Here is a 13,982-nt window from a genome sequence, read left to right as displayed (position 1 = left end):
CAGGCTGTCTCTCTTTCTCTTGTTCTTATGAAGGGCCGGCGCATTCAGCGCACCGGCATGGCGTTCTCGCGAACGCCGCGGGTGCCGACCAGCAGCAGGCGGCCGGGACCAGCCACGGCGCCGCTGACGGGCAGGCGCTCGGCCAGTTCCAGCGGTTTGAAGCTGACACCATGGTCATCGCTGACCAGCCCCTGGCCAGCCTGGCTGAACAGGTACAGCCGGCCGCTGGCGTCGAAGCTGGCGGCGGTCAGGCTCACCGGCAGGCCGGTGTCGACCGCGCTCCAGCTCTCTCCACCGTCGACACTGCGCACCGCGTGCCCGCGCAGACCGTAGGCGAACACCAGGCCAGGCCGCGCGACCACGCCGAAGAAGCTGCCGGCATAGGGCGATGGCAGGGCGACGAAGCGTTCCTGCTGGCCCTCCTGCTGATGGGAAAGGCGCAGCAACAGGCCCTGCTCGCCGACGATGAACAGGTCATCGCCGCTGGCCGCGATGGCGGTCAGGTGCAACGCCTGGGGGTTGTCGATGCGATGGTTCCAGGGCTCCCAGGTGCGCCCGCCGTCGCGGGTATGCAGGATCAGGTTGAAGGCACCGACCACGAAGCCTTCATTGGCATCGCGGAACCACAGGTCGAGGAACGGCTTGTCGGCGCCCTCCTCCTTGAATCGCCGCGCCTGCTCCAGCCAGGTAGCGTTGTCCGGCTGCGGATGGGCGGCGTAGTAGTCGAGCATCAGTTGGCCGATCTGCCGGCCATCGAGCTGGCGCTCCCAGTGGATGCCGCCGTCGGCGCTGTGCAGCACCACGCCATCGTGGCCCACGGCCCAACCCTCGTTCGGCGTCGGGAAGTAGACGGCAGTCAGGTCCGAGCTGACCGGCACTTCGGCCTGGCGCCAGTGAGTGCCGCCGTCGTCGGAGTACAGGATATGGCCGCGCTGGCCGACGCTCACCAGCCTGTTGCCGGCACGGGTGACGGCCAGCAGCGGTACGCGGCTCGGTGCGTTGCTGTAGGCCGCCGGCAGGTCGAGCACGTCGACAAAACCATCAGCCTGTTCGCCAGCCTGGACGCCACCCGCCAGCAGCAACGCGCCCAGGAGTAACAGGCGCTTGAAGGGGATCTGCATGGAGCTTTCCTCGGGTAGAGCAGCGGCGGCTCCGGGGGGAGCCGCCACTTCTTTCATCAACGAATACCGCTACCGGCCAGCGCCTCGGGGGACCACTGGGTCTTGGCCAGCGGGTCGATGTAGCTGATGCCGCCATACGGGCCGACGACGCCGTTGATGTTGTAGGAGCCGGCAGTCAGGTCGTAGATCATGAACGGCGTGGCGTCCGGGATGCGCTTGTCGTAGCTCTGGCTGAGGAAGGCGAAGGAGCCGCGATAGAGCTGGCCGCGAGCGTCATATTGGTCGGAAGCCAGGGCCACCCAGCTGTCTTCGTCGAGGTAGAAGCGACGCTTGGCGTAGATGTGCCGCGCGCCGGATTTCAGCGTGCCTTCGACGACCCACACGCGGTGCTTCTCCCAGCGCACGTAGTCGGGTGAGAGGTGGTTGGGCGTGACCACCGGCTTGATGTCGCTGGCATAGGTCAGGCGGTAGGTGTTGTAGGGCACGATCATTTCCTGCTTGCCCACCAGCTTCCAGTCGTAGCGGTCCAGCGCGCCGTTGAAGACGAACACGTCGTCGTAGGTGCCGGCGCCGGCCATGCCGGGGTTCGGCGTGTCGTAGGCGAGGTTCGGCGCGAGCTTCACGCGGCGCTGGCCGGGCAGGTACTGCCAGGCGCGGCGCGGCTGCTGCAGCGGGTTGGCGGCGTCCTTGAGCATCATCGCCTCGCCGGCACGCCGGGCCGGGCCGCTGTAGTACAGCTTCATCTGGTAGTAGACCTCGGAGCCTTTCACCGGCTGGGTGAGGTCTTCGTACACCGGGTAGTTGATGAAGGCCTGGCCGGTGGTGGCGAGGTTGGCGCTACCGGAGGCGTCGACGTTCCAGGAGTCGTACTTGGCCTTGATGTTCACGCCCTGGTAGCGCAGCAGGAAGTTCCACATGGCTTCCGCGCCAGTCTGCGGAATCGGGAACGGCACGCCCGGCAGCGCGTTGTCGATGGCCGTGCCGCCTTCCAGGGACTGCGCGGTGACGGCGTTCTTCTTGCTGTTTTCCAGCACGGTATCCGGCAGCGCGGCGCTACGGTGGGTCGGATAGACGTCGACGCGGAAGGTCGGATAACGCTTGGCCAGCTCGACGGTGGTGGCCGACAGCTGGTTCTTGTACTGCTCGACGTTCTTGCCATCGATCACCAGCAGCGGCTTCTCGCCGGCGAATGGGTCCGGGCGCATGGAGTCGCCGGCCTTGAAGCCGGCCGGAGCGCTGGTCAGGCCGCCGGCGTAGGCGGGAATCGAGCCGTCGCTGCTGGCGGCTTTCTCGGCGCCGACCAGGGTCAGGGTGCTGCCCAGCTGGGCAGCGTCCTGCGGGGAGACAGCGGCCTGGGCCAGACCGCAGAGGGTCAGGCCGAGGGCGGTGGCGATCAGGGTGGGTTTGAAGTTCATGCTGGGTTTCTCCTGCTTCGAGCGCGAAGCCTGGGGTGAAATCAGAAGGTGGCCTTCAGGGAGGCGGTGACCATGCCGCGGTCCTTCAGCAGGGGCGCGAGGCCGCCTTGCGAGGTGATCTGGCCGGGAATGCACTGGTACTGGCCGTTGGCGCCGGGGGTGTTGTTGTCGCGGCCGCTCTCGCAGGTATCGAAGGGGCCGAAGGCGTCGACGTACTTCAGGTCCAGGCGGTACTTCTGGTGGAAGTCCGCGGCCACGCCCAACGAGTAGCTGCCGGCGTCCTCGTTGCCGCCCAGTTGCACCGCCGAGTTGCCGTGCAGGCCGACGTTGTACGAGAGCGGCATGGACAGGTCGACGCCGGGGAAGGCCTGGTACCAGGTCGGAGTGAAGTTGGCCGACATGGCGTAGGCGTTGGTGGTGACCTTGTCGACACCGTGGTAGCTGGAGTCGCCCTTGAAGGTCTGCTCGCCTTCGGTGACGTCGATCAGGTGGGTCAGGGTGCCTTCCACCGCCAGCGAAGAGGCATCCCACAGCGGGGTGGCGCCGAAGGTCACCAGGCCGTTGAGCACGACGTGGAAGGTCCTGCCGCGGGCAAGGCCCGTGTCGCCGTCGCTGGGCAGCTCGCCGATCAGGTTGGCGCCATTGACCGCGCCACGCTTGGCGGCCGCGTAGAGGGTCGAGTTGACGGTGGTGAAGTTGCTCGCCAGCGGCATGTTCTCGCGGTAGTTCAGGTCCATGCCGACGCTCACGCCGGCGATTTCCTTGGACAGGCTGATGCCGTAGATATCGATGTCGTCGGCGTAGGCGGTGATGTAGTTCATCCCCTGCAGGCCGGCGAGGCCGGGCTTGTGCAGGTTCGGTGCGTCGATGAGTACCGCCGGCAGGGTGTCCGAGGTCTTGCGGTAGTAGAAGCCCAGGGTGCCGTCGAGCCATTCCGGGCTCCACTTGGCCATCAGGCCGAAGTCGCCGGTGTTGCTCGGCTCGCGGTCGTGCCCGCGTGGCGCGGCGTAGAAAGCATTCTGCGCCGGCAGCGGCAGCCAGAAGACGTTGCCGCCGTCGTTGAGCATGTCGTAGGGGCCCATGTAGGTGCCGCCTTCGGGGAAGCGCGAGTTCTCGAACTCGAGGAAGTACTGCGCGGCCAGGGTCAGCTCGGGGTTTACCGTCAGCGAGGCGGACAGCTGGTTGCGCGGCATGAACAGCTCTTTCGCCTCGGTGCCCGGTACGTTGTAGAGCTTGCCCAGGTCCAGGGCCGATTGGCCGTAGTTGATGCCGTTGGCGGCGCTGAACAGCGTCTCGCCCCAGTAGATGGTGTGGCGGCCGAGCTTGCCGCTGAGCTGCATGTCGTCGCCCACCTGGTGGCTGGCGAAGACGAAGGCATCGAGCAACTCGCCCGATGGGCCGTTGTAGTAACGATCGGCGAAGGTGCTGAGGCCGTGGGTGGCCGGCTGCGCGCCACGCGGGGCGATTACCGTGCCATTGCGGCTGACCAGGTGGCCGGCGTTGCCCTTCTCGCCGGGGAACGGGTTGTCGGACCCGACATCATCGTAGGCATGGTCGTACCAGCCGGCGGCGCTGAGGCGGAAGCCCATGCTGTCGCGGTAGACGAAGTCCAGTTCGCTGAGCAGGTCGAAGCGCTGGGTCACCGGAGTGCCGGACGAAAAGTTGCGGTCGCCGTCGTTGGTGTTGGCAGTGCCGGCGATCTTGCTGTTGGGCGACTCGACCCGCTGCCCGTAGCTGAGCTTGACGGTGTTGTCGAAGCGGATCGACAGGTCCGGGTTGCCGGTATCCAGCTCGAAGGCCTGCAGGGGCTGGCCAGCCATGGCGGCGAGGACTGCGGTCGCCAGCAGGCAGCGCTGCAGGGGACGATTCGGATTGCTCTGGTGATGCATGCGTGTGCTCCGTTTCTTGTTGTGGTCGGGACGCTTTCCGGGCCCGTCCCGCAGCCCCTTCTTTGCTCTGGAAGAGCGTGCGCCGGGGCGCACGAGGGCCTGCCCCGGCGCGAACGCCGGAACCGGGGGTTGTCGTTGAGTCAGGTGTGGTGGATCAGTGGTCCAGCATCTGGATCAGTGCTTCGGCCTCTGGCCAGTCGCCGAACCCCGAAGCGGGATTGAGGTGGCCGACACGGCCCAGCTCTACCAGGCTCGCGCCCCAGGCCTCGGCCAGTCGCCGTACGGCATCGGGCGTGGCCAGCGGATCGTTGTCGCTGCACGCCACCAGGGTCGGGAACGGCAGAGGCTGCTGCGGCAGCGGTGCCCACCCCATCTCGGCAAGCACGGCAGGCCTGGGATAGTGGGCCGGCCAGTCGCCGTCCAGGTCCGGCGGGGTTGCCAGCAGCGCACCCTTGATCGGCCGGCTGTAGCGCGCGGCCCAGTGCGCGACCATCAGCACACCGGCGCTGTGGGCCACCAGGATCACCTCGCCGTCGATGCCCTCCAGCTCGCACTGAATGGCTTCGATACGGGCGTTCAGGTCGAGTTTGTTCTCGGTCAGTGGCGGCACGCTGCGAACATTGGGCAGGCGCTGCTGGAGCAGGGTCTGCCAGTGCTCGGCCACGTGGTCGCGCAGGCCGGGAACCATGAGGACGGTGGTGGAAGATTTATTGTTGTTCACCGGTTCACCTTTCAGTGATTTCGAACTTGTTGGACAGACAGTAGAGATGCCCCGGTGGCGGTGCTTTGCATTGAGCGTCAGGCACTTCGCATTTGATGACAGCCTGCCCCCCACCCGGCATGTCGTCGCTGAGCCAGGGGCCGTGCGTTACGGGACGTACGGTGCATTCCAGAGCGCCGGAAGCACTGGCCGAAGCACGAACTTTCGTACACGCTTGGTTACAGCTGTCGCTAGAATCTGATGTCATCGACCCAGCCAGCGTGCGCCCCGGTCGCCAGGTGTCCATGAACCCTGCCGGCACGGAGCAACCACAAGAACAAGAAGGCGATCGGCATGACCCCAATGGTTCGCATTGCGGCCCTCACCAACTACCTGGAAGTGGCCAGGCACCTGGGCCTCAACCCGCAGCAACAACTGAGCGCGGTGGGCCTTTCCCAATCCATGCTCGAGCACCCGGAGCAGCGCATTCCCGTTGCAACGGCAGTGACCCTGCTGGAGGAATCGGCGCGCATCAGCGGCTGCGAAACCTTCGGCCTGCGCATGGCCGAGTCGCGCCAGCTCGCCGACTTTGGCGTGATCAGCCTGCTGTTGTCGCACCAGGCGACGCTGCGCGAGGCGATGGATACCATCATTCGCTATCGGCACCTGCTCAACGAGTCCCTGGCGCTGTACGTCGACCAGGAAGGCAAGATGGCGATCCTGCGCGAAGAGCTCCTCACCGTACCGCCAATGCCCATGCGCCAGGGCCTGGAGCTGGCCCTTGGCACGCTGTACCGCCTCTGCGCCGCCCTCCTCGGCCCGCACTGGCGACCGATCAGCGTCAACTTCAGCCACGACGCCCCGGCGGACCTGCAGGTGCACCGCCGGCTGTTCGGCTGCAAGATCGAGTTCGGCAGCGAGTTCAACGGCATCGTCATCCCCGCCGCCGACCTGGACGCCGCCAACCCCATGGCCGACCCGGCCATGGCCCGCCACGCACGCAGCTTCGTCGACTCCCTGCCCGGCGCCACCGACGGCAGCACGCTGAACGAGGTGCGCAAGTCGATCTACCTGCTGCTGCCCATGGGCCGCGCGACCATCGAGCAGATCGCCCAGTCGCTGGGCCTGAACGTGCGCACGCTGCAACGGCGCCTGGAAGACAACGGGGTGACCTTCTCCGACCTGATCAACGAAGTCCGCCGCGAACTGGTACTGCGCTACATGGAGAACCCGCGCTATTCGCTGGGGCGCATCGCGGATTTGCTGGGGTATTCGATGCCCAGTTCCTTCACCCGCTGGTTCGCCGTGCAGTACGGGATGTCGCCGGCGGCGTGGCGCAAGGAGCATCTGGGGCGAGAGGGGGAGTGATTTTTCCCTGAGGGGAACGGTGCCGTGCGGTTCGCGAGCAAGCTCGCTCCTACAAGGAGTGCGCTTTGGCTTTGGCTCAGCAAGGCTTCCAGATAAACGTCAGCGCACTCCGAACGCCCCGTTCAGGAGGCCTCGTTGAAGCGGAGTTTCAGGGGTTGAGCGGCATGGATGCCGCGAGAGCTGCGATGGGCCAAGGATGGCCCTTCGCGGCGTGCCCCTGAAACTTCGATTCAACGAGGGAATTTTTCGCCTAAGCGAAAAACCGGATGTCCGGGGCGAGCCTTCTTGGTTACTTCTTTGGCGTTTGAAAGAAGTGACTCGCCCGAGGGGGCGAAACCCAATACATCCGAACACACTAATGCGACGCAGAAACTCCAAAACTAAATGCATCACGGTTCGGTGTTCCCGCGTCGCTTCGGCGTACGCGCGAACTTCGTGTTTCGCCCCCTCGGGCGACCTACTTTGGCAAACGACGGATGGCCGCCCCACCCAAAGTAGGCAAAAGTCTCGCCCCTGACATCCGGCTTTTCGCTTCGCGAAAAGTACCCTCGGTTCTTCGGAGTTCCAGGGGCCCGCGGCGAAGGGCCATCCCTGGCCCATCGCCGCTCTCGCGACATCCATGTCGCTCAACCCCTGAAACTCCGATCACCTTCGGCCTCCTGAAAGGGGCACTCGGCGCGTGCGGATATTTCTCTGGAAGCCCTCAAAAGCCAAAGCCAAAGCCAAAGCCAAAGCCAAAGCCAAAACAGGAGTCTTTGCGTAGAGCGCATAACCCGGAACGGGTTATCCGCCGATAGCCACATCGGCGGATAACGCTGGCGCGTTATACGCCCTACGATCTGATCGGCTCAACCCGCGACCTTCAACATCCCCAGCACCAACAGGGCCAGGAACACCGTCTCCCCCACCATCAGCAGGATCGGCTTCACCCCCACCGTCGCCAGAGCCTTGAGCTGGGTCTTCATGCCCAGCGCCGCGATGGAAATCACCAGGCACCACTGCGACAGCTTCCCGCCGGCTTCTACCAGCATCGACGGCAGATAGCCGGTGCTGTTCACCGCCGCCAGTAGCACGAAGCCCACGGCAAACCACGGCAACAGCGGCGGACGTTTGTCGCCCGGTTCCACGCCGCGGGCGCGGGTGATCATCGCCGCGCAGAGGATCACCGGCAGCAGCATGGCCACACGCATCAGCTTGACTACCGTGGCACTGTCACCAACTTCCTTCGAGATGCTGTAACCGGCGCCGACCACCTGGGCAACATCATGGATGGTGCCGCCGAGGAAGATCCCCGCCTGCAGCGGCGGCAGACCCAGGGACCGGACGATCATCGGGTAGAGGATCATCGCCAGGGTCGACAATGCCGACACGCCAAGCACGGTGAACAGCGTGGCCTTTTCCTTCTGCGTGTGCGCCGGCAGCGCCGCGGCCAGCGCCAGGGCCGCCGAGGCGCCGCAGATGGCGGTGGCGCCACCGGTGAGCAGGCCGAAGAGGAAGTTGAAGCCCATGGCGCGCGCCGCCGCGATGGAAACCAGGATCGTCACCGTCACCAGCACCACCACCATGACCACCGGCTGCCAGCCCAGTTCGGCAATCTGCCCGAAGGTGATACGGATACCGAGCAGCGCCACGCCCAGGCGCAGGATTTCGCGGGCGGTGAATTCAATGCCGGCCTTGCACACGCTGTCGGCGGCGAGGAAGTTCATCGCCAGGCCGAGCAGCAACGCGAAGAGCATCACCGGCGCGCCGTAGTGTTCGGACAGGAAGGTCGCGGCCGCCGCCACCATGGCGCTCACCAGCAGGCCCGGCAGCAGCGTGCGGCTGCGCGTGCCGAGCGCGGAGATCGTCAATGCGGTCATGCTGGCATCTCCTGGTCGGCGATCACCACGTGGCACTCGCCGGCGATCCAGGAAATCCCGTGCCGGCGCAAGCCGAAACCCTTGATCCCCGCCGGGCAACCCGTGGCCACGTCGAAGCGCAGGCCATGGGCCGGGCACTGCAACCAGGGGCCATCCAGGCGGCCGCTGAACAGCGAGGCACCGGCGTGGGGGCAGCTGTCTTCAATGGCGTGCAGTTCGCCGTCGATATCGAACAGCAGGAAGATGCCTTTCTCGTGATGGAACAGGCTTCTGCCACCGCGCGCCGGCAGGCGTTCAGCGGGAATACGGACCACACCGCTCATGCCGGAATCGCCTCCGGGAACTGCCGTTCCAACGCACGATAGAGCGCCGCCAGCAGTTGCTCAGGGCTCTGCCCGCCGAGCGCGAAGGCGCGGCCTTCAAGGAGGAACATCGGCACGCTGGAATCGGCCAGGGCCACGCGCCGGCCAATGAACTGGCGCGCGCCGTCGGCCAGGGCTTCATCGAAGTCAGCCACGTCGAAATCACAGGCTCGCAGCAGGCGGCACAGGGTGTCGCGATTGCCAATGTCCTGGCCCAGCTGGAAGTGCGCGCGAAAGATCATCTCCAGCAACTGCTCCTTCTGGCTCTCGCCGCCCACATGCACCGCGCGCTGGAACACCCGGTGCGCATAGGTGGTGTTGGGCATGGTGAGGATGCGTTGCAGATCGAGGTCGACCTTGGCGCCCTCCGCCGCCCGCCGCACCTCACCCATGCGCGCCTGCACGGCACGCTTGCCGCCCAGGCGGCGCTGGTAGAACTCGGCGAATGGCTCGCCCTCCATCGGCAGTTGCGGCAGCAGTTGCAGGCCGAGCCAGTTCACTCGCACCTGCAGTTCCGGGCGCTGACGGGCCAGCAGGCGCAGCGCCACATCGAGGTTGCGCTTGCCGATCAGGCACCAGGGGCAGATGAAGTCGAAGGTCATCTCAAGGTTCAGCGTCGGCATCAGGCGCCCTCCTCTTCGCCGCGCAGGCGGCGCATATCGCTGTGGTAGTGGCGCCGGGCGTAAAGGAACACCAGCGCGGCGAGAATGCTCAGCAACGGCACGAGCTGGAAGGCACGGTCCAGGCCGATGCGGTCGGCCAGCACGCCGGTGAGCAGCGGGCCGGGGGCCAGGCCCAGCAGGTTGTTGGCCAGGGTCAGGGTGGCGAAGGCGGTGCCGTGTACCGCCGGCGCGGTGAGGTTGGCGACCATCGCGCCGGACGGCCCGGAAGTACCGGCGGCGACCAGCATGCCCAGGCAGATCAGACTCAGCTGCATGGTGCCCGGTGGCAGGTGGAAGGCGATGGACAGCAGCACGCAGCTGACCAGGCAGAAGCCGATGGCGAGGATGATCTTGCGCGGCGGGTTGGCGCGGCCCAGGCGGTCGCAGAGGATGCCGCAGAGCACCATGCCGCTGCCACCGACCAGCACGATCACCGCCGAGATCAGCCCGGCCTTGCCGGTGTCCAGGTGGTAGTAGCGGTTCAGGTAGCTGGGAATCCACACCATCACGGCGGCAGCGACGAACAGTTGCAGGCCGCTGCCCAGGTAGGCGGCGATCACCGAACGGCTGCCGAACAGGCTGCGCAGGGAACGCCCACCCACCTGGCGCGGCGCTTCGGCGGCGGCTACCGGGGCGATGCGTTTCTCACTGACGATCAACGGATAGAGCAGCGCCAGCAGCAGGCCGAACAGCGCCATGCCAGCGAAGGCCCAGCGCCAGCCCAGGTGCGCGGCGAGCACGCCGCCCATGCCCATGCCAAGGACGGAGCCGAACATGCCACCGGCCATGAACGCGCCGGTCAGGGTGGCGCGCAGGTGCGCCGGGAAGACCGAGATGACCACGGCGATGCCGACGCTGCCATAGGCGGCCTCGCCGACGCCGACGAAGAAGCGCGCGGCGAACATCTGCGGGAAGTTCTGCGCCACCGCGCAGCCCAGGGTCGCCAGGCTCCACAGCATGGCCATCAGCGCCAGGCTGCGCACGCGGCCCCAGCGGTCGGCGAGCAGCGACAGGGGGAAGGTCAGCAAACCGACCATCACCGCGACGATTCCGCTGAGCAGGCCGAGCTGTGCGTCACTCAGGGCCCATTCGACCTTGAGCAGCGGGAACACGGCGTTGAGCACCTGGCGCGACATGTAGTCGGAGATCAGCAGGCCGAAGGTCAGGGCGAACACCACCCAGGCATAGCGGCGCGGCACGCTGGGCGCGGTGGCAGGGATGTCGCCCAGGGCGACGGAGTGGATGGCCATGGTGCTAGCTCTCCGGGGGAGTCAGTGGATTCTTGTTGTTGTGGGGTGAAGGTCAGCCCCCTCTCCCTAACCCTCTCCCTCAAGGAAGAGGGGACCGTTCGGTGCAGGATGAAACCTTGGCGTCAACCGGCACGGGCAGCTCCCTCTCCCTTCAGGGAGAGGGCTGGGGAGAGGGCCGTTTCGGACCATTACTTGGTCACGCGCGTTGCGGGACGGACTTCTGGCCCGGCTGGCGGTTGGGCGCCATGCCGTTCATGCGCAGGGTTTCCTCGACGCTCTCGTACTGCACGCCGATCTTGTAGATGGCACGCGCTTCCTTGCCGCTGGCGACCTCGCGGCCCAGTTCATGGGCAACGCGGACGCACTGCTGGATCTGCTCCACCGAAGTCATGCGCTGGCCGTGCTGGCCGATGATGGTGTCCTCGATGCCGCAACGCGGGTGCAGCCCCATGGCCATCGCCATCATGTTGAACGGCAGGACGTTCTTGAGCAGCGACTCGGCAGTGACGGTGGCGCCGTCCGGGGCGCGGTGCACGAAGTTCATGAAGTTGAACGGGTTGGGGCCGTCGAAACCGCCGCCGATGCCGATCCAGGTCAGGTTCAGCGGGCCCTTGTAGACGCCCTTGCGCACCAGGCGCTCGAGGGTTTCCAGGGCATGCATGCCGGTGAGCTGGAAGTGCGGCTGGATGCCCGATGCCTGCAAGCGCTTGAGGTGCTCCTCGACCCAGGCCGGGCCGGCCGGCACGGTCATCTCGCTATAGGCCGCCTGGTAGAGCGGGTTCGCCAGGGAAGTGCCCTTGAGGTACTCCGGATAGAGCAGCTCCATGATGTTCATCTGGGTGGTATTGATCGCCACCGTCACCTGGTCGGGCTTGGGGGTCAGCTCGGCGAGCATGTGGCGGGTGTCATCGGACAGCCACTTGGCCGCCTCGCCGTCGCTCTCCGGGGCGAAGGAAATCGAACCGCCGACCTGGATGATCATGTCCGGCACCGCTTCACGCACGCCAGCGATCAGCTCGTTGAACTTGGACAGGCGCTTGGAGCCCTTGCCGTCCAGCTCACGCACGTGCAGGTGGAGCACGGTGGCGCCGGCTTCGTAGCAGTCCACGGCCTTCTGCACCTGCTCGTCCATGGTCACCGGGATGTCTTCGGGGAAGTCCTCGGGCATCCATTCCGGGCCGTAGGGAGCGGTGGTGATGACCACCTTTTCCTGGTTCTCGGGGTGCAGCGAATCGTCGAAGAATTGCATGTCTGTCTCCTGGAATTGTTCTTGTAGAAGTCGGTTTCAACGAGGGCTCAGAACGGCTTGTCGCCGATGATCCCGGCGCGCTCCATGCGGCGCACGCAGGGCGGGTAGTCCATCACCGCGTAGTGCTGGGTACAGCGGTTGTCCCAGATCGCCACGTCGTTCCTCTTCCAGCGCCAGCGCACCTGGAATTCGGGGATGTACACCTGGCTCACCAGGTAGCGCAGCAGGTCGGACGCACCGGGGTTGGCGTCCTGGCCGAAGCGCACGTTCTGCGGGGTGTGGTAGTTGCTGAAGTGAGTGGTGAAGGCGTTGACGAACAGCACCTTCTCGCCGGTTTCGGGATGGGTGCGCACCACCGGGTGCTCGGCGTCCGGGTACATGGCCTTGAGCGCCAGGCGCTTCTCGATGGGCATCGCCGCACCGAAGCTGGCTTCGATGCTGTGGCGGGCGCGCAGCTTGGCGATGCGCTCCTTGATCTCAGCCGGGAGCATGTCGTAGGCCAAGGCCATGTTCGCCCACATGGTGTCGCCCCCGACCGGCGGGCACTCCACACAGCGCAGGACGCAGCCCAGGGGCGGCGCCTCGCGCCAGGTGGCGTCTGTGTGCCAGGCGTTTTCGTAGCGGTCGTTGGGCAGGTCCGGGGTCTTGTAGATGCGCACCAGGCCCGGATGCTCCGGGTCGCTGCCGGCCACCGGGTGGTCTTCCAGCTCGCCGAAGCGGCGGGCGAAGGCGACGTGCTCGGCTCGGCTGATGTCCTGATCGCGCAGGAACAGCACCTTGTGCTTGAGCAGCAGCTCGCGCAGCTCGGCGAACAGCCCTTCGTCGCGCGACGCATCGCCCAGGCTCACTCCTGAAATCTCGGCGCCGATGCTGCAGGTCAGACGTTCTACGTGCATGGCGGCGCCCTCAGATGACGAAGATCGACGAGCCGGTGGTCTTGCGCGACTCGAGGTCGCGGTGGGCTTGCACGGCATCTTCCAGCGCGTAGTGCTGGTTGATCTCGATGCGGATGTCGCCGTTGCCCACGTGGGTAAACAACTCATCCAGCAACGCCGCCTTCTCCGCCGGGTCGGCGATGTAGTCGGCCAGCGCCGGGCGAGTGAGGAAGATCGAGCCCTTCATCGCCAGCAGCACCGGATCGAACGGCGGGATCGGGCCGGAGGCGGTGCCGACGCAGACCATCAGCCCGCGGCGCTTGAGCGACTCCAGGGAGGTCATGAAGGTGTCCTTGCCGACGCTGTCGAACACCACGTCCACGCCACGTCCGTCGGTGAGTTCGCGCACGCGCTCGGCGACGCTTTCATGGCTGTAGTTGATGACGTGCTCGCAGCCGTGGGCGAAGGCCACTTCGGCCTTGGCATCGCTGGAAACGGTACCGATCACGCTCAGGCCGAGCAGCTTCGCCCACTGCGCGACGATCAGCCCGACACCACCGGCGGCCGCGTGCAGCAGGATGCTCTGGCCCGGCTTGAAGTCATGGATGCGGCGCAGCAGGTAGGCCGAGGTCAGGCCGCGCATGGTCATGGCGGCGGCGGTCTCGAAGGCGATGTTCTCCGGCAGGCGGATCAGCGGCGCCGCCGGAACCAGTCGCTCGGTGCTGTAGGCGCCGAGGGTGTTGATGAAGCCGGTGTAGGTCACACGGTCGCCGGGCACGACGTTGGTCACGCCCTCGCCCACCGCAACCACTACGCCGGCGGCTTCCACGCCCATGCCGCTGGGCAGCGGAACGGCGTAGGTGCCATTGCGGAAGTAGGTGTCGGCGTAGTTCAGGCCCACCGCCACATGGCGGATGCGCACTTGCCCCGGGCCGGGCTCGCCGACCTCCACGTCCTCGTAACGCAGGACTTCGGGTCCCCCTGTTTCATAGAAACGAACGGCTTTGGCCATGGCCGGAATCTCCAGTTGTCTTGTTGTCGTGGGCGCTCCGTTTGGAGCGGGCAAGCGCCCTTTGAGCGGACAATAGGCAGGGGGCCGGCAGGCAGCTTCACATCGTGCGACAGGGGCTTTTCATTTCATGACAGGCCAGGCCAGCGCAGGGCTGAGGCGTGCCTGTAGGAGCGTGCTTGCTTGCGAACCGTGTCTGCCGGCAGCTCCAGGCATCAAGCGA

General features: G+C 66.1%; 12 protein-coding genes. 1 reads left to right on the top strand and 11 read right to left on the bottom strand.

The window, feature by feature from the left end; genetic code table 11:
• Positions 1-44: 44 nt before the first annotated feature.
• The 4 genes from RS899_RS09485 to RS899_RS09470 all read right to left on the bottom strand — a co-directional run bounded on the left by RS899_RS09485 (position 45) and on the right by RS899_RS09470 (position 5,113).
• The gene (locus RS899_RS09485) at positions 45-1,121 is read right to left on the bottom strand and encodes a WD40/YVTN/BNR-like repeat-containing protein (protein WP_315809719.1); all 1,077 of its coding nucleotides are present in this window, start codon (positions 1,119-1,121) and stop codon (positions 45-47) included.
• 56 nt (positions 1,122-1,177) lie between these two features.
• The gene (locus RS899_RS09480; protein WP_315809718.1) at positions 1,178-2,536 is read right to left on the bottom strand and encodes a DUF1329 domain-containing protein; all 1,359 of its coding nucleotides are present in this window, start codon (positions 2,534-2,536) and stop codon (positions 1,178-1,180) included.
• Between the two features lie 41 nt (positions 2,537-2,577).
• Positions 2,578-4,425, bottom strand: coding sequence for a DUF1302 domain-containing protein (locus tag RS899_RS09475; RefSeq protein ID WP_315809717.1), 1,848 nt, complete (start codon positions 4,423-4,425; stop codon positions 2,578-2,580).
• Between the two features lie 154 nt (positions 4,426-4,579).
• Complete coding sequence (locus RS899_RS09470; RefSeq protein ID WP_065086636.1) at positions 4,580-5,113, bottom strand: RBBP9/YdeN family alpha/beta hydrolase; 534 nt, start codon at positions 5,111-5,113, stop codon at positions 4,580-4,582.
• Between the two features lie 375 nt (positions 5,114-5,488).
• On the opposite strand from RS899_RS09470, the gene RS899_RS09465 reads away from it, so the two are divergent.
• The gene (locus RS899_RS09465) at positions 5,489-6,493 is read left to right on the top strand and encodes an AraC family transcriptional regulator (RefSeq protein WP_051445555.1); all 1,005 of its coding nucleotides are present in this window, start codon (positions 5,489-5,491) and stop codon (positions 6,491-6,493) included.
• Between the two features lie 848 nt (positions 6,494-7,341).
• On the opposite strand, the gene RS899_RS09460 is transcribed toward RS899_RS09465, so the two are convergent.
• From RS899_RS09460 to RS899_RS09430, 7 genes are all read right to left on the bottom strand, one after another.
• Positions 7,342-8,352, bottom strand: a complete 1,011-nt coding sequence (locus RS899_RS09460) for a YeiH family protein (protein ID WP_315809716.1) — start codon at positions 8,350-8,352, stop codon at positions 7,342-7,344.
• Positions 8,349-8,675, bottom strand: coding sequence for a Rieske (2Fe-2S) protein (locus tag RS899_RS09455; RefSeq protein ID WP_169939309.1), 327 nt, complete (start codon positions 8,673-8,675; stop codon positions 8,349-8,351). Before RS899_RS09455 ends, RS899_RS09460 begins: the two co-directional genes overlap by 4 nt.
• Positions 8,672-9,337 carry a DsbA family protein gene (locus tag RS899_RS09450; protein WP_054909785.1) on the bottom strand — a complete coding sequence of 222 codons (666 nt, stop codon included), beginning with the start codon at positions 9,335-9,337 and terminating at the stop codon, positions 8,672-8,674. The genes RS899_RS09455 and RS899_RS09450 overlap by 4 nt, the downstream gene beginning before the upstream one ends.
• Positions 9,337-10,626: an MFS transporter gene (locus RS899_RS09445; protein WP_315809715.1), complete on the bottom strand. Its 1,290-nt coding sequence runs from the start codon at positions 10,624-10,626 to the stop codon at positions 9,337-9,339. Before RS899_RS09445 ends, RS899_RS09450 begins: the two co-directional genes overlap by 1 nt.
• A 196-nt stretch (positions 10,627-10,822) precedes the next feature.
• A complete protein-coding gene (locus tag RS899_RS09440; protein ID WP_315809714.1) occupies positions 10,823-11,875 on the bottom strand; it encodes a 3-keto-5-aminohexanoate cleavage protein in 1,053 nt (350 codons plus the stop codon).
• A gap of 47 nt (positions 11,876-11,922) precedes the next feature.
• Positions 11,923-12,771, bottom strand: a complete 849-nt coding sequence (locus tag RS899_RS09435) for a TauD/TfdA dioxygenase family protein (protein ID WP_315809713.1) — start codon at positions 12,769-12,771, stop codon at positions 11,923-11,925.
• 10 nt (positions 12,772-12,781) lie between these two features.
• Positions 12,782-13,762, bottom strand: a complete 981-nt coding sequence (locus tag RS899_RS09430) for a quinone oxidoreductase (protein WP_315809712.1) — start codon at positions 13,760-13,762, stop codon at positions 12,782-12,784.
• Between the last annotated feature and the right edge of the window lie 220 nt (positions 13,763-13,982).

It is taken from the genome of Pseudomonas sp. C9-3 (assembly GCF_032392015.1).
Taxonomy (GTDB): Bacteria; Pseudomonadota; Gammaproteobacteria; order Pseudomonadales; family Pseudomonadaceae; genus Pseudomonas; species Pseudomonas nitroreducens.
The sequence above is the reverse complement of the archived record's forward strand: the minus strand, read 5'-3'. Positions and strand labels throughout refer to the sequence as shown.